At 63.6% G+C, this 25,385-nt stretch carries 23 protein-coding genes; 6 read left to right on the top strand and 17 right to left on the bottom strand.

Features of this window, described 5'->3' with window-relative positions; all coding sequences use genetic code 11:
• Positions 1 to 44 precede the first annotated feature (44 nt).
• From RBB42_RS05880 to RBB42_RS05865, 4 genes are all read right to left on the bottom strand, one after another.
• Positions 45 to 647 carry an SDR family oxidoreductase gene (locus RBB42_RS05880; RefSeq protein ID WP_305969057.1) on the bottom strand — a complete coding sequence of 201 codons (603 nt, stop codon included), beginning with the start codon at positions 645 to 647 and terminating at the stop codon, positions 45 to 47.
• A gap of 17 nt (positions 648 to 664) precedes the next feature.
• Positions 665 to 1,279, bottom strand: a complete 615-nt coding sequence (locus RBB42_RS05875; protein ID WP_305969058.1) for a glutathione S-transferase family protein — start codon at positions 1,277 to 1,279, stop codon at positions 665 to 667.
• Entirely contained in the window at positions 1,276 to 2,652 is a 1,377-nt protein-coding gene (locus RBB42_RS05870; protein WP_305969059.1) for an NAD-dependent succinate-semialdehyde dehydrogenase, read from the bottom strand. The genes RBB42_RS05875 and RBB42_RS05870 overlap by 4 nt, the downstream gene beginning before the upstream one ends.
• A 134-nt stretch (positions 2,653 to 2,786) precedes the next feature.
• Positions 2,787 to 3,467: a type 1 glutamine amidotransferase domain-containing protein gene (locus RBB42_RS05865; RefSeq protein ID WP_305969060.1), complete on the bottom strand. Its 681-nt coding sequence runs from the start codon at positions 3,465 to 3,467 to the stop codon at positions 2,787 to 2,789.
• A gap of 134 nt (positions 3,468 to 3,601) precedes the next feature.
• Between RBB42_RS05865 and RBB42_RS05860 the strand changes: the two genes are divergently transcribed.
• Entirely contained in the window at positions 3,602 to 4,504 is a 903-nt protein-coding gene (locus RBB42_RS05860) for a LysR family transcriptional regulator (RefSeq protein ID WP_305969061.1), read from the top strand.
• A gap of 8 nt (positions 4,505 to 4,512) precedes the next feature.
• Here RBB42_RS05860 and RBB42_RS05855 read toward each other — a convergent pair whose 3' ends face one another.
• From RBB42_RS05855 to RBB42_RS05805, 11 genes are all read right to left on the bottom strand, one after another.
• A complete protein-coding gene (locus RBB42_RS05855) occupies positions 4,513 to 5,616 on the bottom strand; it encodes an amino acid ABC transporter permease (RefSeq protein WP_305969062.1) in 1,104 nt (367 codons plus the stop codon).
• Positions 5,617 to 5,618: 2 nt separating this feature from the next.
• A complete protein-coding gene (locus RBB42_RS05850; protein ID WP_305969063.1) occupies positions 5,619 to 6,755 on the bottom strand; it encodes an ABC transporter permease subunit in 1,137 nt (378 codons plus the stop codon).
• Between the two features lie 71 nt (positions 6,756 to 6,826).
• Positions 6,827 to 7,858 (bottom strand): transporter substrate-binding domain-containing protein, encoded by a 1,032-nt coding sequence (locus RBB42_RS05845; RefSeq protein ID WP_305969064.1) that lies wholly within the window; start codon positions 7,856 to 7,858, stop codon positions 6,827 to 6,829.
• Positions 7,859 to 8,123: 265 nt separating this feature from the next.
• Positions 8,124 to 8,795 carry a GntR family transcriptional regulator gene (locus RBB42_RS05840; protein ID WP_305969065.1) on the bottom strand — a complete coding sequence of 224 codons (672 nt, stop codon included), beginning with the start codon at positions 8,793 to 8,795 and terminating at the stop codon, positions 8,124 to 8,126.
• Between the two features lie 78 nt (positions 8,796 to 8,873).
• Positions 8,874 to 9,863 carry an ABC transporter ATP-binding protein gene (locus RBB42_RS05835; RefSeq protein ID WP_305969066.1) on the bottom strand — a complete coding sequence of 330 codons (990 nt, stop codon included), beginning with the start codon at positions 9,861 to 9,863 and terminating at the stop codon, positions 8,874 to 8,876.
• Positions 9,856 to 10,851 carry an ABC transporter ATP-binding protein gene (locus tag RBB42_RS05830; RefSeq protein ID WP_305969067.1) on the bottom strand — a complete coding sequence of 332 codons (996 nt, stop codon included), beginning with the start codon at positions 10,849 to 10,851 and terminating at the stop codon, positions 9,856 to 9,858. The genes RBB42_RS05835 and RBB42_RS05830 overlap by 8 nt, the downstream gene beginning before the upstream one ends.
• 16 nt (positions 10,852 to 10,867) lie before the next feature.
• Positions 10,868 to 12,013 carry an ABC transporter permease gene (locus RBB42_RS05825; RefSeq protein WP_305969068.1) on the bottom strand — a complete coding sequence of 382 codons (1,146 nt, stop codon included), beginning with the start codon at positions 12,011 to 12,013 and terminating at the stop codon, positions 10,868 to 10,870.
• Positions 12,010 to 12,993 (bottom strand): ABC transporter permease, encoded by a 984-nt coding sequence (locus tag RBB42_RS05820; protein WP_305969069.1) that lies wholly within the window; start codon positions 12,991 to 12,993, stop codon positions 12,010 to 12,012. The genes RBB42_RS05825 and RBB42_RS05820 overlap by 4 nt, the downstream gene beginning before the upstream one ends.
• A 77-nt stretch (positions 12,994 to 13,070) precedes the next feature.
• Positions 13,071 to 14,990 carry an ABC transporter substrate-binding protein gene (locus tag RBB42_RS05815; RefSeq protein WP_305969070.1) on the bottom strand — a complete coding sequence of 640 codons (1,920 nt, stop codon included), beginning with the start codon at positions 14,988 to 14,990 and terminating at the stop codon, positions 13,071 to 13,073.
• Positions 14,991 to 15,045: 55 nt separating this feature from the next.
• Positions 15,046 to 16,200 carry a mandelate racemase/muconate lactonizing enzyme family protein gene (locus RBB42_RS05810; protein ID WP_305969071.1) on the bottom strand — a complete coding sequence of 385 codons (1,155 nt, stop codon included), beginning with the start codon at positions 16,198 to 16,200 and terminating at the stop codon, positions 15,046 to 15,048.
• A 14-nt stretch (positions 16,201 to 16,214) separates the two neighbouring features.
• The gene (locus tag RBB42_RS05805; protein WP_305969072.1) at positions 16,215 to 17,735 is read right to left on the bottom strand and encodes a sulfatase family protein; all 1,521 of its coding nucleotides are present in this window, start codon (positions 17,733 to 17,735) and stop codon (positions 16,215 to 16,217) included.
• 222 nt (positions 17,736 to 17,957) lie between these two features.
• On the opposite strand from RBB42_RS05805, the gene RBB42_RS05800 reads away from it, so the two are divergent.
• The 3 genes from RBB42_RS05800 to RBB42_RS05790 all read left to right on the top strand — a co-directional run bounded on the left by RBB42_RS05800 (position 17,958) and on the right by RBB42_RS05790 (position 21,774).
• The gene (locus RBB42_RS05800; RefSeq protein ID WP_305969073.1) at positions 17,958 to 19,139 is read left to right on the top strand and encodes a mandelate racemase/muconate lactonizing enzyme family protein; all 1,182 of its coding nucleotides are present in this window, start codon (positions 17,958 to 17,960) and stop codon (positions 19,137 to 19,139) included.
• 532 nt (positions 19,140 to 19,671) lie between these two features.
• Positions 19,672 to 20,781: an LLM class flavin-dependent oxidoreductase gene (locus RBB42_RS05795; RefSeq protein ID WP_305969074.1), complete on the top strand. Its 1,110-nt coding sequence runs from the start codon at positions 19,672 to 19,674 to the stop codon at positions 20,779 to 20,781.
• Between the two features lie 60 nt (positions 20,782 to 20,841).
• Complete coding sequence (locus tag RBB42_RS05790) at positions 20,842 to 21,774, top strand: p-hydroxyphenylacetate 3-hydroxylase reductase component (RefSeq protein ID WP_305969123.1); 933 nt, start codon at positions 20,842 to 20,844, stop codon at positions 21,772 to 21,774.
• Between the two features lie 22 nt (positions 21,775 to 21,796).
• Here the strand turns inward: RBB42_RS05790 and RBB42_RS05785 are convergent, their stop codons facing one another.
• On the bottom strand, positions 21,797 to 22,354 hold the full coding sequence (locus tag RBB42_RS05785) for an antibiotic biosynthesis monooxygenase (RefSeq protein ID WP_305969075.1): 558 nt from the start codon (positions 22,352 to 22,354) through the stop codon (positions 21,797 to 21,799).
• A gap of 57 nt (positions 22,355 to 22,411) precedes the next feature.
• Positions 22,412 to 23,194 carry a beta-keto acid cleavage family enzyme gene (locus tag RBB42_RS05780; RefSeq protein WP_306043374.1) on the bottom strand — a complete coding sequence of 261 codons (783 nt, stop codon included), beginning with the start codon at positions 23,192 to 23,194 and terminating at the stop codon, positions 22,412 to 22,414.
• A gap of 176 nt (positions 23,195 to 23,370) precedes the next feature.
• Here RBB42_RS05780 and RBB42_RS05775 point away from each other — a divergent pair, with 176 nt between their 5' ends.
• Positions 23,371 to 24,294 carry a LysR family transcriptional regulator gene (locus tag RBB42_RS05775; protein WP_305969077.1) on the top strand — a complete coding sequence of 308 codons (924 nt, stop codon included), beginning with the start codon at positions 23,371 to 23,373 and terminating at the stop codon, positions 24,292 to 24,294.
• A gap of 228 nt (positions 24,295 to 24,522) precedes the next feature.
• Positions 24,523 to 25,317: an alpha/beta fold hydrolase gene (locus RBB42_RS05770; protein WP_305969078.1), complete on the top strand. Its 795-nt coding sequence runs from the start codon at positions 24,523 to 24,525 to the stop codon at positions 25,315 to 25,317.
• Positions 25,318 to 25,385: the final 68 nt, after the last annotated feature.

Genomic DNA, 25,385 nt, shown 5'->3' with positions numbered 1-25,385 from the left:
GGGACAGGGACTTGCGCCCTGCGCGACCTTGACGGTCGGCCCCCTCAGGCCGATTGCATGTTCACCGCCTGGCCGTCCAGCGTTCCGCTGGTCGCTGCCGTGCACAGAACCGCGGCCACGTCGGCGCGGGTCGCCTCGGCGGACACGTTCACCTCGTCGCCGAGAACGACCTCGGCGCTGCGGCCCGCATCCGTCAGGGCAACGGGGCGCAGAATGGCGTAGGTTAATCCGGATGATTTCAGATGTTCGTCCGCGTCATGTTTGGCCTTCAGATAATGCGCCAGCTTCCCCGACGGGTCAGTCTGGTCCGCGCCGATGGAACTGAGCATGACGAACCGTTCGACGCCCGCGTCCCTGGCCAGATCGACCAGCCGGATCGCCCCTTGGCGGTCGACCTTCTCTGTCATCTCGGGGCCTGTCGACCCGCCAGAGCCCGCCGCGAAAACAACCACATCTGCGCCGTCACAGACGCCCGGTTGCAGGTTCGTCAGGTCGCCCTGCCGCAGCTTCGCTCCTTCGGGCAACGCGCCCGTGTCGGAACTATCGCGGACAAGTGCCGTCACCTCATGGCCCTGGTCCAACAGGTCACGGGTCAGAATACGTCCGGTTTTGCCGGTCGCGCCGGCGATGAGAATGCTCTTGGGCATGTCGGATCCTTTCGATGTCAGGCAGGCGGTGCCATCGGCCCCGTGGCCTGCGTGGCGGCGATGTAGCCGGGCTGTGCCTGTAGGGCGGTCCAGTAGGCGGCGACGGTCGGATGGTCGGCCAGCAGGTCGAACCGCGCCAAAAGCGCGATGATGTACGAGATCTGGATGTCCGCCAGTGTCGCGGTATCGCCGAACAGCAGGGGTCCGTCGCCGATGGCCTGCGCGATGTAGTCGAGGTGCCGGGTCAGCGCGGCGCGCGCCTCCTCCGGCACGGGTTGACCTTGGAACGCCGGCAGGATCACCTGCAAGGCCACCGGGGCCAGCGAGGCTTCGACATAGTCCAGCAGCGCTTCGTGGCGCCAGAACTCTGCCGTGCCGGGCGCAGGCGCATGGCTGTCGTCGCCGTATTTCGCCGCGAGGTAGCGCAGGATCGTGGCGGATTCGGCGATCGTCTCACCGCCGTCCTCGATCACCGGGGATTTGCCCAGCGGATGCACATTGGCCAGCGCCTCGGGGGCGCGAAAGGCATCGGTGCGGTCATAATCCACCCGATTGCAGGGCTGGCCGAGGTCGGCCAGCAACCACAACACGCGGGTCGCGCGGGAATATTGCAGGGCATGTAGCGTGATCATGGCAGGAAGATCGCCTTTGCGTTGGTGAATTCCTTCATGCCAAAGCCGCCATGTTCACGCCCGTAGCCCGAATCCTTGACCCCGCCGAAGGGCATGTTCGGATCGGCCGCACCGAAGGAGTTGATCCGCACCATGCCGGTGTCGAAGTGGTCGCGCGCCAGTTTCAGCGCGTGCTGTTCGTCCTTGCAGAAGATACCGCCGCCAAGTCCATAGCGGCTGTCATTGGCAAGGCGCATGGCGTCCTCGTCGTCCTTGGCGCGGATCACGGCGGCGACCGGGCCAAAGATCTCGTCATCATAGGCTGGCATCCCCGGCGCCACCTCCGCCAGCACGGTCGCCGGGTAATAGGCGCCGGTCCGGTCGGGCGCCTCGCCGCCGCACAGCACCTTGGCGCCCTTGGCGACGCTCTGTTTCACCTGTTCCTCGACGGTCTCGAACTGGTCCTCGCTGGACAGCGGGCCAAGCTGGACGTCCTCGTCCATGGGATCGCCCATCTTGATCGACTTCATCTGGTCGACAAAGGCCGACACGAAGGCATCATAGACCTTGTCCGCCACGACAAAGCGCTTGGCCGACACGCAGGTTTCGCCGTTGTTGTACAGCCGCCCCATGACCGAGTATTTCACGGCCGTCTCGATATCGGCATCCTCAAGCACGAGGTAGGCGTCGTTAGATCCCAGCTCCAGCACGGTTTTCTTCAGCGCCTTCGATGCAACGCTGCCCACGTGGCGGCCCGCGCCATCGCTGCCGGTCAATGTCACGCCGCGCACTAGCGGGTGCTGGATCAGGTTGTCGCTGGTGTCATGGTCGATCAGGATGACCTGGAACAGATCCTTGGGCAGGCCAGCCTCGATGCATAACTCGCGCAGACGCAGGCCGGACCCGGTGCAGATGCTGGCATGTTTCAGCACGCAGGCATTGCCCGCCATCAGATTGGCGGCCAACACGCGGACCGGCTGGTACAGCGGAAAATTCCACGGCTGGATCGAATAGATCACCCCGATCGGCTGATGCGTGACGATGCCGCGCGACCCCTTTCGGCCATGCGTGCGCTCTTCATCGGCCAGGACGTCGGGCCCGTTCTCTGCGGAATACTCGAAGATCGCAGCGCAGATTTCGACCTCCATCTTGCCGTCGCGCAACAGCTTGCCGGTCTCGCGCGTCATCAGTTCGGCCAGCTCATCGGTATGGGCGCGCAGCACCTCGGCGATTTTCGTCAGGTAGGGCGCGCGTTCGGCATGGGACAGCTGCCGCCACTCCAGAAAGGCGGCATGGGCGGCCTCCAACTTTTGTACGGCCTCCTGTTCGCTCATCATCGGATAGGTCTGGATCGTCTCACCCGTTGCCGGGTTCCTCGTGGTGATCGTGGACATGGTATCTCCTGTCTTCGTTGCAGGGCCAACGGCGCAAGGCACAAGGCGTTCCCCACCCCGCCCGTGATCACCAAGACGTTATTCGGATCCTCGGCGCTGCTGCGCCACCCCGGCGGGGGTGGCGCAGCATGGCATCAAAGCAACGCCAGCACCTTCTCTGCTGCCGCCTCGGACGAGGCCGGGTTCTGGCCCGTCACCAGTCGCCCGTCGGCAACGGCGTGCGGCTGCCAGTCCGCGACGCTCTCGAAATTCGCGCCCAGCTCGCGCAGGCGGGTTTCCAGCAGGAAGGGCACCGCATCGGCAAGGCCCACGCCATGTTCCTCGCTGTCGGTAAATGCGGACACTTTGCGGCCCTTCACGATGGGATCGCCGTTTGCGTCCACCGCCTTGGCAAAGGCCGCAGGTCCGTGACAGACCGAGGCGACGACCTTGCCGTTGTCCCAGGCGGTGCCGATGACTTTGGCCACCAAGTCGCTGGTCGCCAGGTCGTACATCGCGCCATGCCCACCGGGGATGTAGAGCGCGTCGTAGGTGGTCACGTCCTCGTCCTCCAGCTTGCCGGGATTTTCCAGCAACGCGGTGGCCTCTGGATCGGCCCGGAACCGGGTGACAGAGGCCGGGGCATCATCGCCGGTCACGTCCGAATTCGGGTCGATCGGGACGGCCTTGCCGCCAAGCGTGACCAGTTTCACTTGATGGCCCGCGTCGAGGAAGGCGTAATAGGGGGTCGCCAGTTCCTCGTACCAGACGCCGGTGGGTTTGCCTGTCTCGCCCAGAACGTCGGATGCGGTGGAAAGGATCAGAATGCGTGCCATGTGGAGGGTCTCCTTGATGTATGCGTGTCAGCGCGTTGGCATATTTGCCGTGAACGCGTCGACGCAGATTTAGGTTGCCCATGGCCGATCAAGAAATTGATGCAGGCAACGTCAGAAATCGATATTTCGGAGATATGACACCGGACATTTCTCTCTTGCGGGTCTTCCATGCGATCATGGAGGAACGCAACGTCACCGCCGCCGCGCAACGACTGGGCCAGTCCCAAAGCACCGTCAGCGCGGCGCTCTCCCGTCTGCGCGAGGCGCTGGGGGATGAGCTGTTCCTGCGGGCGCGCTACGGCGTGGAGCCGACCGAAAAGGCGCTTGAAATCGCGCCGGACATCGCCGCCGGGCTGGAGCGGCTGGAACAGGCCTTTCGCAGCGCCGAGCCCTTTGATCCCGCCCGTACCACGCGCCGGTTCCGGCTGCTGCTCGGCCCCTATGCCGAAATTGTGCTTGCGCCTGAACTGGCGGCGGCCTTTGCGGCAAAGGCTCCATCCGCCCGGCTGGAGATCGCGCCCATCGGACCAGACCTGGATCCGCGCCATCTGGCCGGGCGCGCCTTTGACCTGGCCATCGGGCGCTTCGCCACCCCGCCACAGGACCTGGTGGTGTCGGAACTGTTTCGCGACGGCTTTCGCTGCATCGTGGCCCCGCAAGCCCTGCCAGAGGGCGCCGCGCTGGACCGGGACCTGTACGAACGGCTGCCGCATGTGGTCGTGGCGCCCCCGGGAAACTGGCGCACCGGGGTCCACAAACGCACAGAGGCGACCGGGTTGAGACGCAACACCGCTGTCGTGGTCTCACATTTCCTGACCGCCGCGCCAACTGTCCTGCGCCTTGGCGGCATTGCCACGGTTCCGGCGCGGGTGGCCACGATGACCGCCCGGCCCTACGGTCTGCGCAACATGGAGGTGCCGGTGGACCTGGGCACCTTCCCCAGCCAGATCGCCTGGCACCCGCACCTGCGCCGGGATCAGGGCCACGTCTGGCTGCGAGACCTCATATCAGGGATCATCGCCGCCTCGGTGACCTGAAGCCGCGTCTAGCGTTCGGACAGGGCCATCCGACCTTTCAGGTACTCGCCGTACTGACCCAGCGAGTAGATGAAGACCCAGTAGATCGCCGCCACGAAGAGGTAGACCTCGATATAGTAGGGCGCCCAGTCTGCCGTGCCGAAGGCCGTCTTGCCAGAGGCGAGAATGTCGAAGAAGCCGATGATGGTCACAATCGCCGTTTCCTTGAAGGTCACAACCACCATGTTGATCGTGCTGGGCAGGGCGTGGCGGAACACCTGCGGCAGCACGATGCGCCCCATGATGTTCCAATACCCAAGGCCAAGCGCCTTGCCCGCCTCGACCTGGCCCTTGGGGATCGCCTGGAATCCACCGCGAAAGACCTCTGCCTGGTAGCAGGCAAAGAACAGCGCAAAAGCCAGGATCACGCGCCAGATCTTGTCCCCGTCCAGCCAGCCGGGCAGGAACAGCGGCACCACCACCGCCGCCGTGAACAGCGTCGTGACCAGAGGCAGCGACCGGATGGTGTCGATGATGATCAAGGCAAACCACTTGACCACCGGCATGTCCGACCGCCGCATCAGCGCCAGGCCCAGCCCCATCGGCATCCCCAAGAGCACCACCGCCGCAAACAGGAACAGCGTCAGCGACAGCCCGCCCCAGCCGTCCGTCGTCACCTGTTGCAGGCCCAGCAGGCTGCCCTCCATCAGCAGGTAATAGGCGGCAAAGCCCACAACCCACAGAACCGCCAGGCGGGCGGGCTGCCACATGGCCGGAATGCAGGACAGCAGCACCGTGGCGACGATGGCTATGGCGGCCAGTGTCGATCGCCAATGTTCCTCGAACGGGTAGGTGCCGAACAGGATCAGCCGGTGACGCGCGTCGATCACCGCCCAGCAGGCACCGCCGTGGCCGCATTGATCGACGTTGTCCCTGGACCAGACCGCATGCACCACGGCCCAGTCCACAAAGCGCCACAGGATATAGGCCAGCAGCGCAAAGACCAGCACCGACACCGCCGCCGCCAGCGGCGAGCCGAAGCCGTATTTCAAGAACTTTGTCCGCGCGATCTGCACCCGGCTGGGCGGTGTGAGGCCCATCGGTGCGGGCGCGGCAATCTCTGTCAGTGCCATCCTCAGTGCTCCTTAAGTTGCAGGCGCGCGTTCAGCCAGTTGGTGAAAATCGCGATGGAATAGTTGATGGCGAGAAAGGTCAGCATCAGCAGCAGGATCAATTCCAGCGTCTGGCCCGACTGGCTGATCGAGTTGACGGTGATGTAGAACAGGTCGCTGAAGCCGATGGCGATGCCGATGGTTGTGGCCTTCATCATGAAGATCCACTGGTTGCCCAAGGGCGGGATGATGCTGCGCAGCGCCATGGGCACCTTGATCCGCGCCCAGATCGCGGCCCGCGTCAGGCCAAGCGCCTGCCCCGCCTCGACCAGCCCGCGCGGCACCTGCGCCAGCCCGCCACGTACGATCTCGGCGATATAGGCGCTGCCGTAAAGGGTGATCGAGGCCACCAGCGCGAACAGCTCGATCGGGACAGAGACACCGCCGCGAAACCGCAGCCCCTGCAATTCGGGGAGCGAAAGCAGGTTTGCCCCCTCAGGCCGGAAGGAAACGGCCATAACCATTATCATCGCGACACTGCCGCCAAGCCAGCCCGCCAGTCCGCGCCAGAGCGTCACCTTGGCCAGGATCAGTCCTATGGCCAGCGCAAGACATGCGCCCAGCATCGCAACCGCCACCCAAGGGCTGACGTTCAGCCCCGGCAGCATCAGCCCCCGTCCGGACAGAAAGGCCACGTCGCCAAGGCTGATGGCCTGCCTCGGTCCGCCGATGTGGATCAGCAGCGCGTAGAGAAAAACCGCCTGCAGGATCAGCGGGATGTTGCGAAAGATCTGCACATAGACATTCGCAATGAAATTCAGCGCCGGGTGTCGCGCATCGCGCATCGTCCCCACGACAAAGCCAAAGATGGTGGTGGTGACGATACAGGTGAACCCCACGAACAGCGTATTCAGCAGACCGATGAACAGGGTGTAGGCATAGGGATCGTTGATCGACCGCTCGACCAGCGAGAACGAGTAGTTCCAGCCGGTGCCCCGTTCCAGAAAGGCAAACCCGCTGGTCATGTTCAGGCGCGTCAGGTTGTATTGGGCGTTGGATACCGCACCCCAGACGGCCAGGACCGTGATGATGAGGATCGTTCCCTGAACGATCAGTTTGCGCCGTTTGACCCGTGTGCGCAGCTGTTCTGCCGATTGCATGATACGTCCCTTGCGTCCTGTTCGGAAAACGGGCCGCCCCCGACAGGGCGCGGCCCGGGATGGTCACGTCATCAATCAAGGATCGGCGCGTACAGCACGCCGCCGTGGCTCCACAGGTTATTCAGCCCGCGGTCCAGCTTGTAGGGGCTGTCCTTGCCAAGGTTGCGGTCGTAGATCTCGCCAAAGTTGCCGACGGCGGCGATCATGTCGCGCGCCCAGGTATCGCGCAGACCCAGACGCTCGCCCATGCCCGGCTCGACACCCAGCAGGCGCGCGACGCGCGGGTTGGCCGGGTTGGCCGCCATGTCATTGACGTTTTCAGAGGTCACGCCTTCTTCCTCGGCGATCAGCAGCGCCGACAGCATCCAGTTCACCACATCGACAAAGCCTTCGTCGCCCTGGCGCATCGCAGCGGCGATGGGTTCGGCAGATAGCTGGTCGGACAGGATCACATGGGCGTCGGGATCGCCGATTTCGGTGGCGCGCAGCACGGCCAGGAACGGGCCCCAGGCCGCAAAGGCATCGCAGCGGTTGGCAAGATAGGCCGACCGCAGTTCCGCCGCGCTTTCATAGGACACCATGTCATGTTCGATGCCCTCTGTGGACAGGTAGTTGGCCACCAGGCGCTCGATCGTGGTGCCCGCCTCGACGCAGATCACGCCGCCCTCGAGGCCCGCGACGTCCGTCACACCCAGATCGCCATGCGCCATCAGCTGCGCGCCGCCAAAGAAATAGGGCAGGCTGAACTGCAGACCCTGTTCCGTGTCGCGGCCCATCGTCCAGCCTGTGGCCTTGATGATCACGTCCACATCGCCCGATTGCAGCGCCGGGAACCGCTGCGCCCAGCTGAGCGGCACGATCTGGTTCTTGTCCGGATCGCCAAGAATCGCGGTGGTCAGGGCGCGGCACAGGTCGATGTCCAGGCCTTTCCACTCGTTGTTGTCGTTCACCTCGACAAAGCCAAAGTAGCTGCCGTTGTGACCCGAGCACAGCAGCGTTCCCCGTTCCTCGATCTGCTTTACCGTCGCGCTTTCGGCGAGGGCGATCTGCGGCGCCATTAGTGACGCCGCAACCATCGCGCTGGCGGCCAGAACCCTATGCATGAGTCATCTCCATGTGTTGTATATCAGAACATGTGTATTGCTATGCAGCATGTGAAGCATGTAACAACGAGTCAACAATTTTCTGCGGACAGGCGGCCCCGAAGCTGCCTGCGCTTGGAAAAGACGCATGATTTTTCGGCAAAGCGGCCCAGTCCCGCAGCGCGGGGGCAAGGCCACGGTCGGCCAAGTTCAGGGAAGGCGGATGGCGGCGATCAGCCGGGGGCACGCGCGCCCGGTACAGCGCGGGCAATGCCCGGCGTGGCGATCAGAAGCTGGTGTTGGCCGACAGGCCAAGCGCGCGGATCTGCTGCGACATCTGGACAAAAGACCCGTCCACATGCTTGCAGATCACCAGGTGCGCGCGCGCCGCGTCATGGGCGCGGCAGGCGGCGACGATCTCGTCGTGTTCTTCCTTGATCGTCTCGAACCGCGCGGGCGAAATCCGCAACCGCGCGGCTTGCACGTTCAAAGACGTGCGCAGGTTGTGCCAGATCTCGGCGGCGGTCTGGTTGTAATGATGGCGGCTGAACACGTCGTGGAATTCAAAGTCCAGCTTGCGAAAGGCACGCTGTTCGGCATGCGGCGTCGCCTTGATCTTTTCCTGGATCGCCGCCAGCTCATCCACCATTTCGGGAGAGGCATAATCGGCAAACCAGGTGACGAAATAAGGCTCCAGCATCTGGAGCACCTCGAACACGTTCTGCAGGAACCCGGTGTCCGTGGGGCGGATCGTGGCGCCCTTGTTGGGATGGATCTGAACGAAGCCCTCCCCCTGCATCCGGCGCAGCACCTCGCGCACCGGGCTGGTCGAGGTGCCAAAGCGTTCGGCCAGTTCCGACACCTTCAGCCGCTGACCCCCGGTCAGGCGGCCCTCGTAGATGTCGTCAAGGATCGCCTCGTAAAGAGAGGTATCCTCGGTGCCGTCGTCCTTTGCCATACGCCAAGCCCGTTTTTTCGGATCAGCAGCCACTATAACCACGCCCCCCTTGTTGGGAAATAGCCATGACGCGCATGGTCATATCTCTCCCGCATAGTGGCACAGCACATCCGCGCCGCTGATGTTGCGCGCGGGCGGACGGGTGCTGCGGCACAGGTCCGTGGCATGGGGACAGCGCGGGGCAAAGCGGCAGCCCCGCATCGGCGCGGTCACGTCCACCGGTTCGGCCCCTGCCCCGGCCTTGCGGCGGCGCTGGCGCGGATCGGCCACGGGCACGGCCTGCAACAGCGCGCGGGTGTAGGGGTGCTGGGGGTTGCGGAACAGGGTTTCGGTATCGGCCACCTCGACGAACTGGCCCCGGTACATCACCGCCACCCGGTCGCAGATATGCTCCACCACCGCAAGGTCATGCGCGATGAACAGAAAGGTCAGCGAGAACTCCTGTTGCAGGTCCTGCAACAGGTTTAGCGTCTGCGCCTGAATGGACACGTCCAGCGCGGAAACCGCCTCATCCGCGACCACCAGTTCTGGACCCGTTGAAAGCGCGCGGGCGATGCCCAGCCGCTGCCGCTGACCGCCGGAAAAGGCATTGGGATAGCGCTGCATGAATTCCTTGCGCAGCCCGACGTTCTCCAGCAGGTCGCCGACCCGTTCGGCCAGTTCCTTGCCCTTCAGCCCCTCGGATTTCTGCAAGGCCTGCCCGACGATGTCGATCACCCGCAGGCGCGGGTTGAGCGAGGCCTGCGGATCCTGAAAGATCATCCGAAGCTTGCGCCAGACCTGCCGCAGCTGGTCGATGGGCGCATCGGCCAGTTCGACCTCCGCCCCCGATTGCGGGCGGAACCGGATGCTGCCGTCCGATGGATCCAGCACTCGCAGGATGCAACGGCCCAGCGTGGTCTTGCCGCTGCCGCTTTCGCCCACAATGCCAAAGGTTTCTCCGCGTTTCACGTCAAACGACACCGCGTCCACCGCGACGAAGCCCTTGGCGGGTTTGGACAGCCATCCGCCCTTGCTGCCGCCAAAGGACATGGTCAGGTCGCGCACCTCCAGAATGGCGTCAGACATTGGTCGTCTCCCCCTCATGCAGGAAACAGGCGACTTCGCCGCCCTCCACCGGCTTCAGCCGAGGTTCGCGCAGGTCACAGGTGCCCTGCATGAACTGGTCGCAGCGGGTGCGGAACGTACAGCCCGAGGGCCGCGCCAGCGGATGCGGCACCATCCCGCGAATGGCAGGCAGGCGGTCCTTGGACGTCATCCCGATACGCGGCACCGAATTCAGAAGCGCGCGGGTGTAGGGATGGCGCGGATTTTCGAACAGCCCGTAGACGTCGGATTTCTCGACGATCTTTCCCATGTACATCACCGCCACGTCATCGGCGACCTCGGCCACCACGCCCAGGTCATGGGTGATCAGCATCACCGCCATCTGGAACTCTTCCTTCAGCTCGGCGATCAGGTCGAGGATCTGCGCCTGCGTGGTCACGTCCAGCGCGGTCGTCGGCTCATCCGCGATCAGCAGACGCGGCTGACACGACAGCGCCATGGCGATCATCGCCCGTTGCCGCATCCCGCCTGACAGCTCGAACGGGTAGCTTTCGAACCGTTCGGCCGGGCGCGGGATGCCGACGCGGGCCAGCATGTCGATGGCCTCTGCCTTGGCCTCGGCCCTGGTCACGTCGCGGTGCAGGCGGATGGTCTCGGTGATCTGCTTGCCGATCTTCTGGATCGGCCCAAGCGAGCTCATCGGCTCCTGGAAGATCATCGAGATATCGCTGCCCCGGATCGACCGCAGTTCCCGCGACCCGGGCCGCGCGCGGGCAAGATCCACGGTGCGCCCGTCTGCGGCGTGGTACAGGATGCTGCCCCCGGTGATCCGCCCCGGCGCATCGACGATGCGCAGGATGGACCGGGCGAGGATCGACTTGCCGCAGCCGCTCTCCCCCAACAGGCAGAGCGTGCGGTTGGGCATGATGTCCAGATCGACGCCTTCGACCGCCTTCACCAAACCGTCATCGGTGAAAAAGTGGGTCTTCAGCCCGCGGATCTCAATCATCGGCTGGTCTGTGTTGTCAGTTTGCATAGGGATCTGCGGCATCGCGAAGGCCGTCTCCGAGGAAGTTGAGGGCAAGCACGGCGGTCACGATGACCGTGCCGGGCGCGATCAAAAGCCAGGGGGCTTCGATGATGGTGCGGATGTTCTGTGCCTCCTTCAGCAGGGTGCCCCAGGACACGATCGGCGGCTGCAACCCGATGCCGAGAAAGCTCAGCGAGGTTTCGGCAAGGATCATCAGCGGCACCGCCAAGGTCAGCGAAGCGATGATGTGGCTGGCAAAACTGGGAACCAGGTGCTTGCGGATCACCTCCCAGTCGGACAGCCCGTCCAGCCGCGCGGCGGTGACGAAATCCTCGTGCCGCAGCGACAGGAACTTGCCCCGCACCTCGCGCGCCAAGGTCGTCCAGCCGATCATCGACACGATCAGCGTGACCACGAAGTAGGTCCGCAGCGGCGGCCAATCCAGCGGGATCGCGGCGGCCAGCCCCATCCACAGCGGGATGGTCGGGATAGAGCGCAGGAATTCGATCAGGCGCTGGATGGCGTTGTCGATCCAGCCGCCGTAGTAGCCGGAAATCCCGCCAAGGCTGACCCCCACGATCAGCGACACCGCGACGCCCACAAGACCGATGGACATGGAAATCCGCGTGCCCATGATGATCCGGCTGAGGATATCGCGGCCCAGCCGGTCGGCGCCCAGGAAATACACCGTGTCGCGCGGGTTCTTGGGGCCGAAGAAATGCCGGTTGGTCGGGATCAGCCACAAGAGCTTGTATTCATACCCCTTCACGAAGAACCCCAGCGGGATCACCTTTTCCGGGTCCTCGACAAAATGGCGGCGCATCGCCTCGCGGTCGATCTCCATCTTCAGGCCGCGTGCGTGCAGGATGAACCGGCTTTCGCCGTCCTCGGCGGGGGCGAAGAAATGGATGCCCTGCGGCGGCGCAAAGGGCGCGCGGGTGTTGGTTTTCAGGTGGTCGGCGGGGCTGAGGAACTCGCCGAACAGAGCGACGAAATAGATGAACCCCACGATGAACAGGCTGAAGTAGGCGATCTTGTGCCGGCGGAACTGCCGCCACATCAGCGCCCAGGGGCCAAGCAGGGCAGGTGTCTTGACGGACTCGGCCGCCTGCACCTCGGATGCGGAATCGATGGCTGTCATTGGTAACGTATCCTCGGGTCGACCCAGGCAAGCAGGACGTCGGAGAGAAGCGTGCCGATCACCGTCAGCAGGCTGACGATCAGGATCAGCGATCCGGCCAGGTACATGTCCTGCACCAGGAGCGCGCGCAGCAGGAGCGGCCCGGTGGTGGGCAGGTTCATGACCACGGCCACGATGATTTCCCCCGATACCAGCGTCGGCAGGATCCACCCGATGGTCGAGATGAAGGGGTTCAGCGCGACGCGCACGGGGTAACGCATCAGCAGTTGGAATTCGGGCATGCCCTTGGCCCGGGCAGTCACGACATAAGGCCGGTACAGTTCATCCAGCAGGTTGGCGCGCATGATGCGGATCAAGGCCGCCGCCCCTGAAGTGCCGACCACGAAAACCGGCATCCAGATATGCTGCAGCAGGTTGCCGAACTTGGCCCATGACCACGGCTGATCCAGATACTCCGGACTGACCAGCCCGCCGACCGACTGGCCAAAATACTTGAAGGCCACGTACATCATCACCAGCGCCAGCAGGAAGTTCGGGATCGCCAGGCCGATGAACCCCAGCAGGGTGGCGATGTAGTCGCCCACCGAATACTTGCGCACCGCCGAGTAGATGCCGATCGGCAGCGCCACGATCCAGATGAAGAACAGCGTCAGGATCGAGATGGCAAAGGTCCAGCCCAGCCGGTCCCAGATCACATCCGTCACCGGCACGTTCTTTTCAAAGGAAATGCCGAAGTCGCCCTCGAACAGGATGCCGGTCATCCATTTCCAGTATTGCAGGTACATGGGCTCACCCAGCCCGTACTGCTCGCGCAGCTGCTCGACGACGGCGGTGTTGTCGACACCGGCCTCGCCCATCTCTGCGGCCAGCGTGTCCAGGTAGTCGCCCGGCGGCAGCTGGATGATGATGAAGGTCACGATGGAGACCAGGAAGACGGTCGGGATCATGTAGAGAACCCGCCGCAGGATAAAGCCGCCCATGTCTTCTCCGTTGCATTGCAGGGATGGTCGGGGCGCCGGACGGGAGGAGAGGCCCGGCGCCCCAAGGGTACTTCGGATCAGGGCAGGTTGGCACCGCCTTCGAAGTACATCTGCGCGGTGTAGGGCGCCGGGAACCACAGCTGGCCGGAGATCGGCAGCGGGTCCGGCACGTTGCGCACGTTGTTCCGCGCGATGCCGAACACCGGGTCGGTGTGGATCATGCCGACGGTAAAGAACTGCTCGGCCTGCATGTCCAGCATTTCGAACATCAGCTCTTCCTGCCGTTCCGGCGACGCGGCTGCGCGGATTTCCTTGTACTTGTCAAAGATATCCTTGACCGCCTGCGGCGGTTCCTCACCCGTGGTCGGGTCCAGACCCCAGGCCGCCCATTCCCGCGCCCAGCTGACCGAGTTCGAGATCATCGGCATGTAGCACATCGGCGAGGTGTAGATGTCGGCCTGTCCGCCCGAGCAATTCCACAGGTAGGCGTCGAAGTTGTTCGAGGTGTGCAGCTCGATCAGGCGCGACCGGTCGGTGGCGCGGATCTGGAAATCCAGGCCGACGTCGGCGGCATAGCCCTGGATCAGCTCCATCGCGTCGGGAAACTGCATCCCGAAGACGTCGGCGACCAGGAAGATCAGGGTGAACCGTTCGCCATCCGGGCCAAGGCGATAGCCCTCGTCGTCCTTTTCGGGCAGCACCTTGTCGAGGTACTCGTTCGCCAGCTCCGGATCGTACTCGGTGTACTGTTTCTGGTATTCTTCGCGGTAGAAGGTGCTGCCGCGGCGTGGCGACACCTGCGCCGGCTCCCCCGCCCCGAAATACAGCAGGTCGATGATCTCCTGCCGGTTCATGGCATGGCTGACACCGATGCGGAAATCCTTGTTCTGGATCACCTCTCGCTTCACCGGGTCGGTGTGGTTGAGGTTCATCATCGGGATCATGCTGTTGCCCGGCAGGTCGGCCACGTCGAAGAACCGGTACTTGCCACGGTCCATGTTGTCGGTCAGCGCAGCCTTGTTCGACGGCCGCCCGATGTGGCGCAGCATGTAGTCGATCTCACCGTTGAAAGCCTTGAGCAGGATGGTTTCCACATCCTCGACCTGGTCATAGGTGATGCGGTCGATATAGGGCAGCTGCTGCCCCTCGCTGTCGACCTTGTAGTAATAGGGGTTGCGCACCGCCACGACCCGATCCGTGGATCCATAGGCGTTGGTCAGGTGCCAGGCGTGCAGCGTGGGGCGGTCCGGGTTCTGCCAGAACAGCGGCGTGTCCATCGGCCCGGCCTTGAGGTTGAACAGCTGCACCCAGTCGCCCGCCGCCGGCTCCGCGTCCACCAACGCCTGCACATCGTCGTTGTACTTGGGCATGAACTGGCTGAGGTAGTGTTTCGGATAGGCCGTCGGGTGATAGCCAAAGCCATAGGCCAGACCCTGCAGGAACAGACCGTTCGGCGCGCCGAAATCGAACTCGACAGTCACGTCGTCGATCTTGGTCACCTTCACCGGGCCGTTCGGGCCAACGAATGTGGCGTCCTTGTTCGGCGTCAGGGTCGGGTCGCTGAAGACATCCTCGTACCAGAACATGATGTCATCGGCCGTAAAGGGCGCCCCGTCCGACCATTTCATCCCCTCACGCAGGGTAAAGGTGAACTTGGAGGCGTCTTCGGACACGGTCCAGGATTTCGCGATGTTCGGACGCACCTCTTTCCAGTCCGGGGACCAGCGCACCATGTTGTCGCTGCCGATGGTGCGCACCATGTTGTGCTGATCGCCACCGCCCAGGATGGCGCGGCGCAGGGTGCCGCCGTATTCGCCCGGCCCCTCGATCACGTCCATGACCAGCGGGTCCGCCGGCAGGCGTTCCTCGACGGGGGGCAGCGTGCCGTCGGCAACCTTCTGCGCCAGGTCCGGCGCCTCTTCCCAGGCGAACGCCGGTGCCCCCACCGCAAGCGCGATGACACTGGCCAGCGTCGTCATTCTCCTCGTTCTCAGCATTGGTTTCCTCCTCCTTGCTGAACGTATTGGCCGCCGGGTAGCGGCAAGGGCGGCGTCACCAGTTGGTGACAGACCCATCCGGCCGCCACAGGTGCGGCGGTTCGACATGTTGTGGTGTGGTGGCGCGGATCCTGTCCTCGTCCACCTCGACGCCCAGACCGGGCCGGTCGGGGACGGTGTAGGTGATGCCCTCCAGCGGGATCTGCACCGGGAACAGCTCGGGATCGTGGAAACCCAGGTCCTCGGTCGGGCCCTGCCGGGTCTCGGCCCAGCTGAAATTCGGCACTGCTGCGGCCATGTGGATCGTCGCCGCCGTGCAGACAGGGCCCAGCGGATTGTGCGGCATCAGGTCGATGTAATGCCGCTCGCACCAGCCCGCGACCTTCATCGCCTCGGTGAAGCCGCCGATATTGCAGATGTCCAGACGCATGTACTGGGTCAGGCCCTGCTCGATATACGGCGCGGCCTGCCATTTGCTGGCGAACTCCTCGCCCACCGCGAAGGGAATGTTGGTCATGGCCCGCAGGGTGCGATAGGCCTCGGGCGTCTCGCAGCGGATCGGTTCCTCAAGGAAATCCAGCGTCCCGGTAGGCAGTCGGTTGCAGAAATCCGCGGTCTCGGCGATCGACAGGCGGTGGTGCAGGTCGATGCCAAGGCACAGGTCCGGACCAAATTCCTCGCGCAGCGCGATCAGCTCTTTCGAGGCACGGTTCAGGTTCTTGCGCGGGTCAAAGACACCGTTGCCGTTGAATTCGCCCGTGTAGATGCGCAAGCAATCCCACCCCGCATCCACCAGCACCCGCGCCTTGGAAATCAGCGTATCCAGATCGGTCGACTGCGCGCTGGGGAAGGTCGGAATCTCATCGCGCTGCTTGCCACCCAGCAGCTGGTAAACCGGCACGCCCAGACGTTTGCCCAGGATGTCATACAGCGCGATATCGATGGCCGACATGGCGGCGGTCAGCACGCGCCCGCCCTCGAAATACTGGCTGCGATAGCTTTCCTGCCAGATGCGCCCGATCTGGTTGGAATCCTTGCCCACAAGGAACTCGGCAAAGTGCCGGATCGTGGCGGCGACCGACTCCTCGCGCGCCGACAGCCCGGATTCGCCCCAGCCGATCAGCCCGTCGTCGGTGCTGACCTTCACAAGCAGTTGGTTGCGGATGCCCACGCGGGCCAGCAGCGGTTCGATAGCGGTAATCTTTGACATGGAAACAGGGCCTTTCAGTGCCAGCCGACGCGCGGCGCGGCGGGGATCATGCCGGGACGCTCTGCCGCGATGTTCGCGGTCAGCCGGTCGCGGATTCCCGCGGACCCGGCATCGTCCCAGAGGTTGGTCATTTCATGCGGGTCAGTGGTGAGGTCATACAGTTCCCCTGCCCCGCTCTTCAGGTCGATGGACAGCCGGTGCGTGGCAGAGCGCACCGTCCGCAGGTCAAGGTCGACGCCGCTGCGCAGGGGGTCGACCTCCCATTCGTTGTGGGCCACATCGCGGGTCGCCCCGGCCATGACATCGGTAAGCGAGGTGCCGTCATCTGCGCTGACGCTCAGGCCGGCCAGCTCTACCATGGTTGCCCGCAGGTCCAGCGTGGACACCGGCGCATCGAACCGCCCGCGTGTCACCCCCGGCCCCGCCATCACCAGCGGCACCCGCAGCAGGCCATCGTACAGCATCGGTCCCTTCAGCAGCAGCCCGTGATCGCCCAGCCACTCGCCGTGGTCAGAGGTGAAGATCACGATGGTGTTCTCCAGCCGCCCTTGCGCCTCCAGCGCGTCGAGGATGCGTCCGATTTGAAAGTCGATGGCCGCGATCATGCCGTAGTACACCGCGATCACGTCGCGCAGGTCGCGGTCCTCCAGCGCCCCGTCCCAGCCCCAGAACGGCTGATCGCCTGCGTGGTCGCGCTTCTGGTTCCGACGCACCGGGCTTTCCAGGAATTCCCGGTGCCACCAGGGGCGTCGGTCCAGGTCCAGCGCGCGATGCGGCGGCAGGTCGACCTCTGTGGGGTCGTACAGCCGCGACCACGGATCAGAGGCAAGGAAGGGCGGATGCGGGTCGGGAAAGGACACCCAGGCCATCAGCGGCTGATCCCGGTCCTCGTCCAGCATCGCCATCGCCTGATCCCCGATCCACGATGTGGACTGCCACTCATCCTCCAGCGCCGAGCGCCAGACCTGCTTGTGATGGGTCAGCGGCGGCACCGCCTCCTTGGCGCGCGCCCAGCGGGTGCCGCCCTGCCCGTCCCAGTCGAGGAAATGTTCATAGTGCAGGGTGTGCGGCCGCTCTTTCCAGCCGCAGTGATGGTGCGGCCGCAGCATCAACTCGACCTTGTCGAACCCCATGTAGGGTCCGGTCCAGTCCTCGGGGTAATCGGCAACCGAATTGTAGCACTCCGGCGCGCCGGTGGGCTCGAACGTCTCATGCGTGGACAGATGCGCCTTGCCGATGAACCGCGTGTCATAGCCCGCGCGACCGAAGACGCCGCCGATCCCCTCTTCGGCAATCGCCGGATCAAGGTTGCGGCCATTGTCCCGCACACCGTGCGAATAGGGCAGCTTGCCCGTCAGGATAGAGGCGCGCGCCGGCTGGCACATGGGGTGCGGCGTGATGCAGGTGTCGAACCGCGCGCCCCGGTCGGCGATGCGCTGGATGTTGGGCGTTCTTACGCCCCGCCCTGCCCCGCCGATGCAGTCGCCGCGCTGCTGGTCCGTGGTGATCAACAGGATATCCGGCGCGCGGCTCATGCCCCAAGTCCCAGTGCGCCTGTGGGTGCCTGTCCCGATCCCATGAAGTCCTCCCAAACTCGGATTGGTCGCGGGTATATTTCAACCAATGATGTTGCCAAAATCGTCGATTATTTTTAGCCTCCTGTCGACTATCAATTTTGGTCATACCAAAATATACCGACTAAACCCCTGCCATGAATAAAAACTTTCTTTCCTTCCCCAACAGCACTGGATCGCCGCATGCCCCGGTTTCCCGCCCCGATCACCCTCACCCGCCTTGACGTGCAGGTGTTTCGCGTACCTCTGGATCAGCCCGTCGTGACCAGTTTCGGCGCCATGCGTGACCGTCCCGCAGTGTTCCTGCGACTCGAGGACTCGGACGGCGCCTTTGGCTGGGGAGAGGTCTTTTCCAACTGGCCCGCCGCCGGGGCCGAACACCGCGCACGCCTGCTGGTCGAGGATATGGGCGACCTGCTGATCGGGCAGCGGTTTGCCCACCGCTCGGACCTGTTCCACCGGCTGACCGAACAGACGCGCATCCGCGCCCTGCAATGCCGTGAATGGGGGCCTTTCGATCAGGCCATCGCAGGGCTGGACGTGGCCTGCCATGACCTCATGGCGCGCAAAGCGGGGCAAAGCCTTGCGCAGTTCCTCAACCCCGAAGCGCTGGCCCGTGTCCCCACCTATGCCAGCGGCATCCACATCCGCGACGCCGACAAGGTCATTGCTCGCTGCCGCGATGCCGGGCACGATGCCTTCAAGATCAAGACCGGCTTTGACCTGCCCCGTGACATCGCGGACACCCGCCGGATCGCCGCAAGCCTTGCCTCTGCCGAACGCCTCTTTGCCGACGCCAACCAGGGATGGGACAGGGATCAGGCCACCTCCTACCTGCAGGGGATCGCGGAAGTGCCGCTTGGTTGGCTAGAGGAACCGATCATCGCCACTGCCTCGGCAGAGGACTGGGCGCGCGTGGGCCAGGACAGCGACATCCCTCTTGCGGGCGGTGAAAACCTCGCCGGGTTTGAGGCCTTTGACCGCAGTATCGCGGCAGGGACATTTTCCTACCTGCAACCGGATCTTGCCAAGTGGGGCGGCATCACCGGCTGCGAGACGGTCGCCCGCCGCGCCCTCGCCAGCGGCGCCACCTATTGCCCGCATTTCCTCGGCGGCGGGATCGGCCTTGTGGCCTCTGCCGCGCTGCTGGCCGCGGTGGGCGGTCCCGGCCTGCTGGAGGTGGACGTGAACCCCAACCCGCTGCGCGAGGCCTTCGACCTGTTTGCGCCGACCCAGCCCCGCAGTCACTTGCACTTGCCCCGGTCCCCCGGCCTTGGCATCACCACGCTGCCCCGCGCGTTGGCGCCCTACCAGACCCTGCACGCCAGGCTGACGGCCAAGGGCCATACCTATGACGCGCCGTGACACCGCGATTCGAATGGCTGAGCGCACTGGTCCATCCGCGTTCCCCACGCCTTTTGCGGATCACCACATGAAATCCCCGACCAAAGGCACAGAAACTCACAAACCATAATTTTTTCAGAGGCTTGAAGTGCCACATTCAGAAGTCCCGCGAACACGCTCAAGGATCTTTGTCCCCGACGCCCGGACCAAGCACCTCGCATTCCCGCGCGGTCGGTGTTGCGTTTCAGCGAAGTGATGCCACCGGAGCAAGTCGCGGTAAGGCGCATGGAGTCGATCGTTTCGTTCTTGATGAACATGTTGCATCCACAACTCTGAATTGAAGACCTCGCCAATCGCGATCGGCGTGGAGGGAACTTGGCGGATCGATTTCAGCATCTCGCGCCTATCCGTGGCCGCGTGTGGAATATCCTTGACCCTGTTCCGGTCGCGGTCCGCGCGCAGTATCGGAAAACCCGATGGCTCACTTCAGAAAGTTTCAATTTTTCCGCTGTCCCCGGTGCTTCAGACTGTCACCAATTCAAGGAGCACCCTCATGAAACTTTCGTTCTTCACGATGCCGATCCATCCGCTGGGCAAGCCCTTTGCCAAGAGTCTTGTCGAAGATCGGGAAGCCTTCATTCTGGCCGACAAGCTGGGTTTTTCCGAAGCTTATTGCGGTGAGCACACCACGGATCAGGCAGAGATCATCACATCCTGCGTCGCCTTTCTGGCCAGCCTCGCCTACGAGACCAAGAACATCCGCCTGGGCACCGGCACGGTAAACATGCCGAACTCGCACCCCGCACGGGTGGCCGCCGAAGTGGCGATGCTGGATCACATGCTCGAAGGCCGATTGAACTTCGGCATCTCGCCGGGCGGGCTGATGTCGGATGCGGAGGTGTTCGGAAACCTCGACAAGGACAGGAACGCCATGTTCCTGGAATGCATCAACATGGTGCTGGAAATCTGGTCCGGAGAGGCGCCCTACAACCTCAAGGGGGATTTCTGGGAGGTTTCGACCGAGCGCATGATGATGCCCGAAATCGGCCAGGGCGAGATCATGAAGCCCTACCAGGATCCGCACCCGCCGATCGTCGGCACCGCCGTCGCCCCATTCTCCAAGGGGGTTTCGGCCATGGCCGCGCGCGGCTGGCAACCGATCTCGGCCAACTTTCTGCTGCCCAGGTGGGTCGCCACGCATTGGCCGAAGTACGTGGAGGGTTGTGAGGCAGGCGGCTATGTGCCGGACTATTCCGACTGGCGCGTGGCCAAGAACATCTGCGTCGCCGACGACATGGAAACCGCGCGCGCCTATGCCCGCGATCCGAACAGCCCTTATGTCCTCTACTACTCGCAACTGCTGACCAAGTTGCGCGCCGGTGGCCGCCTGAACCTGTTCAAGGAAGACCAGAACATGGCCGACGACGAGGTCACCCTGGACTATGTCATGGATCGCCTCGTGATCCACGGCGACCCGCAGTCGGTGGCCGATCAGATCCTGGAGCTGCGCGAGGAAACCGGTCCGTTCAAGCACGTGGTCTATGCCGGCCATGACTGGGCCGACTACGACCTGGGCCGCAAGAGCATGATCCTGATGGCCGAGAAGGTCATGCCGATCCTGACCGAAGCGACCAAGTCGGAACCCGCCGCCGCGGCCGCCTGACGCGCTGTCACCCTGTCCAAAGTTGCCACTGTTCGAACCGGGAGATCCAAATTGACGACGATGACGAAACAGGCCGAAATCGATCCCAAGGCATTCCGCCGGGCACTTGGCAACTTTGCGACAGGGGTGACGATCATCACTGCGCGCGCGCCCGACGGCACGACGGTCGGCGTCACCGCGAGCAGCTTCAATTCCCTGTCGATGGACCCGCCGCTGATCCTGTGGAGCAGCATGAAGGACGCCCGCAGCTGTGCCGTGTTCGAAAGCGCGACGCATTTTGCGGTCAACATCCTTGCCTCCGACCAGATGGAGATGTCGAACCATTTCGCGCGGCAACAGGAAGACAAGTTCGCGGGGATCGAATACGAGGAAGGCATAGGCGGGGCCCCCATCTTTCCGAATTGCGCCGGCCGGTTCCAGTGCGAAACCTATGACAAGCTCGACGGCGGCGATCACTGGATTTTTGTTGGACGGGTCGTTGCCTTCGACGACTTCGGGCGCACACCCTTGTGTTTCCACCAAGGCTCTTATGCCATGATCTTCAACCACCCCGGCAGTTTGCCGAAGGCCGGGGGCGTTGCCTCGGCAGGTGCTGACGAGGGCCGGATGGGCAATCACGCGTTCTTCCTGATGCTGCGGGCCGTGCGCGCCTATCAGGACCGCTATCACCCCAAGCTCGAGACCCTGGGCCTGAACCTGATCGAGGCGCGTATCCTGCTTGTTCTCAACGATCTGTCAGGATTGGACGTCGAAGAACTGGTCGTGCATCTGCACACCCAGATCGACGAGGCGCGGGCCGCGCTGCTGAACCTGAGCGACCGGGACCTGGTGACACGTCGGGATGGCGGATACGTTCTGACCGAACCGGGCCAGGCAAAAGCCGATCAGTGCTGGGGCCTTGCCGAAGCCCACGCCGAAGAGACCTTCCGGGACTTCAGCCAGGAACAGGTCGATACCTTCACCGAAGTCCTGCGGCAACTCATCCGGCAGTAAACGGCTCTTTGTCAGGGCGGTGTCAGGTCCGACGCCGTCCCGACAATCGCGCCTTGATCCGTGTCAGCACCAGGCTGGAGACGGGCAAGAGAACGTAACTGATGAGCACGACAATGATCGCGGTCGTCAACGCACTCTGCCAGAATTGACCGACTGAATCGGGCACGAGGATCTCGACAGGATGGCGAAGCAGGTGGCCCAGAACCAGGATCCACGCAATCAGGATGAGGACCGTTTCCAGCTTGCTGATCCGCGCCGTCGGGGCGACAAGTCGCGACAGGTCGTCGAAACGGGTGTTGGTCGCGCAGTCCTGTGACAGCCTGTCCAGCTCTTCCGCATAGCGCCGCCGGACCGGTGAATTTTCCCATCGCTCCAGGTTTTTCTGCGTGTCGAAGGTGACGATCGTGACAAGCTCGCGACCGTCATGTTTCGGCGTGATGCGGTTTTGCAAACCGATGAATCCCGGCTGGTCGGCGACGGTTTTCTGGATGCTTTCGATGGCCTTCTCTATGTCGCCCGAAAATTCCGGGCGGAACCTTCGGACGATGACGTAGAGGACGGGTTGATCTGTCTGAGACATGAAAGGCCGCTATCCGCGTGTGATACGGTCGGGTTGCCGACCCGGGGGCAGCCGCCGTCAGGCCGTGTCTGCGTGTTGGGCCGCCCCGGTGACGTCCCGAATGGCGGCATCAACCTCGCGCACGCGCTCGGCGTTGTCGGTCGCGGTCGTGCCGTCCCGGTTCTGGAGCGAGTTCTCGAACCCGACACGCGCCTTGCCGCCCAGTTCCGCAGCACGCACAAGGCTAGCTGTTTCATCGGCGCCAAAAGCGCAGGACATCCAGTCAAAGGACATCCCGCTGGCCCGGTCCAGCTGCTGCAGGTAGGTTTCCAGGGGGATACTGTCGCGCGACCCGTTGGCATAACTGCCTTGCACGAAGAGCAATAGTTGCATCGTGCCCGGGATCAGACCGGCCACCCAGGCATCTGCAAAGGCGCGCACTTCGTGCGGGGAATACAGAATATGCTGAATCTCGATCCCGTTGTCCAAGGCCCAGAGATAGAAATCGCGGGCCGCGGGCCAGTCATCCGGACGCCGCACCATCTCTCGCAGGGCGACCGAGACGTATTTCGGCCGCAGGCCGCGCATCATCGCGCGTTGCTCTTCGGCCTCGTAGCGTCCGGCGGCCTCTGAGGTGACCTGAAGGTACATTCCCGGAACCTGGTCGGCCAGTCTTTCGACCAGCGCTGCGTAGCGGCCAGCATCAAGCAGGTGCCGACCCGAAGCATCGCGGATATGCATATGCAACCCGTCCGCACCGGCCAACTGGCACGCACGCGCAGTTTCCACAAGCTCGTCGTCGGTCACCGGCAGCGCCGGGTGATCTGCCTTGCCGCGTCTTGCGCCATTGGGCGCAACCATCAGGCGTGGCAGCGGCGTCAATGAACCTGAATGCCTCGGGGAAATGCTGCTTGGGCTGCAGGTCCCAGTCATGGCGATGTCCTTCGATCCTATTCTTCCTGCCCAGAATAGGTCGCCGGGGCCTTCACAACTACTAATAATACCGGATATCACCTACAAGAGAAACGGATGGCCAAATGAAACTGCAACAACTGCGATACTTCGCTGCGGTCTACGAGCAAGGATCCTTCTCTGCCGCTGCGGAAAAGGTGAATGCAACGCAGTCCGGACTGTCGATGCACGTCAGCCAGATCGAAAAACGCTATGGCGTGTCCCTGTTCGTGCGCAGCTCTTCCGGGGTGACGCCCACCGAAACGGGGCGAAACTTTTACCTGGAAGCCGTGAAGGTGCTGGCCGCGGCCCGCCATGCAGAGGATCGCCTGCAAGCGTTGTCCGGGGCGGTCGTCGGCCATGTTCACGTGGGACTTATGCCAACCTTTACCCGTGCGGTGCTGACCTCGGTGCTGCTGCGCATCGCAAAGGAATACCCCGAGGTGCGCGTCTCGATTTCCGAGGCCTATTCCGGCGTGCTTGCCGATGGTGTGGCAGAGGGGCGGCTGGACTTCGGCGTGGTGCCATCGTCCTTCGAAGTGGACGACCTGCTGATCTCCAAGCCGATGGGAGAAGACCGTGAATGCCTCGTCTGCAGCCCCGGCCGCGACGTCCCATTGACAGAGGGCGGGGTCCAGCTTCGCGATATGGCACCGCTGCGCGTGGCGCTGCCGGGGCCGGGCAACGCGCGCCGCAACAGGATCGAGAACTACCTGAACGTGAACCAGATCGAAGTGGCCGAACTGCTGGAGCTGGACACGATGCACGGAACGCTGAGTCTTGTGGCGAATTCGGACTGGGTAACGATCCTGCCCGGCATCCTGTGCCTGCCTGACCTGGATGGCAGCCGCCGCAAAGTGGTGCCACTGGCCGATCCGCCGCTGTATGTCGATTACATGCGGATCGAAACGCGCCAGCGCCCGCTGAACCCCGCCGCTCAGGTCTTTGCCGATGTCTTGCAGGAAGAGCTGAACTCCGCCCTGGAAATCGATCCGACAAGCCGGACATAGTTGGGGCCGACGGCTATCGGATTTGTCGATACCTGCCCTGACCATATATTATTTCTGTGTATGGTCCCGCCGCCCTAAGCTGGCGCAAGGAAGGCGGCTCTCGCCTTCGCCTTGTGGAGGAGGCCCGATGCCCGGGCAATTGGCTGTGGCCGCGCCACGGATGCCCAGTCACGGACCTGCGCGCCGACTCTCACGTTTGCGCCATAAATTCAGAAAGCTTGGATACGCATGACCGCAGTAACTCTTCATTCCATCGTTTCAGGGCGTGAAAACGCGCCCGTCCTGCTGTTGCTGAACAGCTTCGGCGCCACGCACAGGATGTGGGATCCGCAGATGTCGCTGCTGGAATCGCATTATCGCTTGATCCGGTGCGATACCCGTGGCCACGGCGAAAGCCCGACACCCACGCCGCCCTATTCCTTTGACGATCTCGTGGCCGACGCCTTTGCCGTGCTCGATCGGCACAACGTGGAAACCGCAACCGTCATGGGCCTGTCGCTTGGCGGCATGACGGGACTGGGCATGGCCCTGGCCGCGCCGGAACGGATCAACAGCCTGGTTTGCTGCGCAGCGCGGGCTGACGCGCCAGACCCCTTCGTGCAGAACTGGCACAACCGCCTGGGCATGCTGGAGCGCGGCGGGGTCGAAGAAGTGTGGAACAACACCGTCGGCATGTGGCTGGGAGAAGACACCCGCCGCGATCATCCTGAGCGGGAGGCCGCCCTGCGCGAAAGCTTCCTGAAAACGACCGACGACGGCTATCGTGGTTGCGCTCATGCGCTGATGGGGCTGGACTACCTGCGCCACCTTGGTGACATGAAGGTGCCGACACTCTTTATTGCAGGCGAAAACGACATGGCCGCGCCGCCGGATGCCATGCGCGCCATGAAAGAGGCCTGCCCCGGATCCGAACTGGCCGTCGTGCCGGGGGCCAAGCATATCGTGAACATCGACAGCCCCTGTGACTTCAACGTGGCCGTCCTTGATACGCTGGGTCTGGAACGAGGCTACCAGAAGGCCTGACTTGGCCCCGGACAGAAATGAAAGCGCCGCGCATCCCGTCAAGGGGATGCGCGGCGCAAATCGTTTGG

The sequence above is a fragment of the Mameliella sp. MMSF_3455 genome, assembly GCF_030733205.1.
Lineage (GTDB): Bacteria > Pseudomonadota > Alphaproteobacteria > Rhodobacterales > Rhodobacteraceae > Antarctobacter.
This window is presented reverse-complemented; position numbering and strand designations above follow the sequence as displayed.

Coding starts and splice junctions, on each gene's coding strand:
- RBB42_RS05820 (WP_305969069.1), bottom strand. CDS start 12,993: ATGGGCGGCTTTATCCTGCGGCGGGTTCTCTACATGATCCCGACCGTC.
- RBB42_RS05835 (WP_305969066.1), bottom strand. CDS start 9,863: ATGTCTGACGCCATTCTGGAGGTGCGCGACCTGACCATGTCCTTTGGC.
- RBB42_RS05880 (WP_305969057.1), bottom strand. CDS start 647: ATGCCCAAGAGCATTCTCATCGCCGGCGCGACCGGCAAAACCGGACGT.
- RBB42_RS05805 (WP_305969072.1), bottom strand. CDS start 17,735: ATGAGCCGCGCGCCGGATATCCTGTTGATCACCACGGACCAGCAGCGC.
- RBB42_RS05855 (WP_305969062.1), bottom strand. CDS start 5,616: ATGGCACTGACAGAGATTGCCGCGCCCGCACCGATGGGCCTCACACCG.
- RBB42_RS05800 (WP_305969073.1), top strand. CDS start 17,958: ATGCCCCGGTTTCCCGCCCCGATCACCCTCACCCGCCTTGACGTGCAG.
- RBB42_RS05810 (WP_305969071.1), bottom strand. CDS start 16,200: ATGTCAAAGATTACCGCTATCGAACCGCTGCTGGCCCGCGTGGGCATC.
- RBB42_RS05870 (WP_305969059.1), bottom strand. CDS start 2,652: ATGTCCACGATCACCACGAGGAACCCGGCAACGGGTGAGACGATCCAG.
- RBB42_RS05780 (WP_306043374.1), bottom strand. CDS start 23,194: ATGGTTGCGCCCAATGGCGCAAGACGCGGCAAGGCAGATCACCCGGCG.
- RBB42_RS05865 (WP_305969060.1), bottom strand. CDS start 3,467: ATGGCACGCATTCTGATCCTTTCCACCGCATCCGACGTTCTGGGCGAG.
- RBB42_RS05815 (WP_305969070.1), bottom strand. CDS start 14,990: ATGCTGAGAACGAGGAGAATGACGACGCTGGCCAGTGTCATCGCGCTT.
- RBB42_RS05785 (WP_305969075.1), bottom strand. CDS start 22,354: ATGTCTCAGACAGATCAACCCGTCCTCTACGTCATCGTCCGAAGGTTC.
- RBB42_RS05840 (WP_305969065.1), bottom strand. CDS start 8,795: ATGGCAAAGGACGACGGCACCGAGGATACCTCTCTTTACGAGGCGATC.
- RBB42_RS05795 (WP_305969074.1), top strand. CDS start 19,672: ATGAAACTTTCGTTCTTCACGATGCCGATCCATCCGCTGGGCAAGCCC.
- RBB42_RS05770 (WP_305969078.1), top strand. CDS start 24,523: ATGACCGCAGTAACTCTTCATTCCATCGTTTCAGGGCGTGAAAACGCG.
- RBB42_RS05845 (WP_305969064.1), bottom strand. CDS start 7,858: ATGCATAGGGTTCTGGCCGCCAGCGCGATGGTTGCGGCGTCACTAATG.
- RBB42_RS05860 (WP_305969061.1), top strand. CDS start 3,602: ATGACACCGGACATTTCTCTCTTGCGGGTCTTCCATGCGATCATGGAG.
- RBB42_RS05825 (WP_305969068.1), bottom strand. CDS start 12,013: ATGACAGCCATCGATTCCGCATCCGAGGTGCAGGCGGCCGAGTCCGTC.
- RBB42_RS05775 (WP_305969077.1), top strand. CDS start 23,371: ATGAAACTGCAACAACTGCGATACTTCGCTGCGGTCTACGAGCAAGGA.
- RBB42_RS05875 (WP_305969058.1), bottom strand. CDS start 1,279: ATGATCACGCTACATGCCCTGCAATATTCCCGCGCGACCCGCGTGTTG.
- RBB42_RS05830 (WP_305969067.1), bottom strand. CDS start 10,851: ATGATTGAGATCCGCGGGCTGAAGACCCACTTTTTCACCGATGACGGT.
- RBB42_RS05790 (WP_305969123.1), top strand. CDS start 20,842: ATGACGAAACAGGCCGAAATCGATCCCAAGGCATTCCGCCGGGCACTT.
- RBB42_RS05850 (WP_305969063.1), bottom strand. CDS start 6,755: ATGCAATCGGCAGAACAGCTGCGCACACGGGTCAAACGGCGCAAACTG.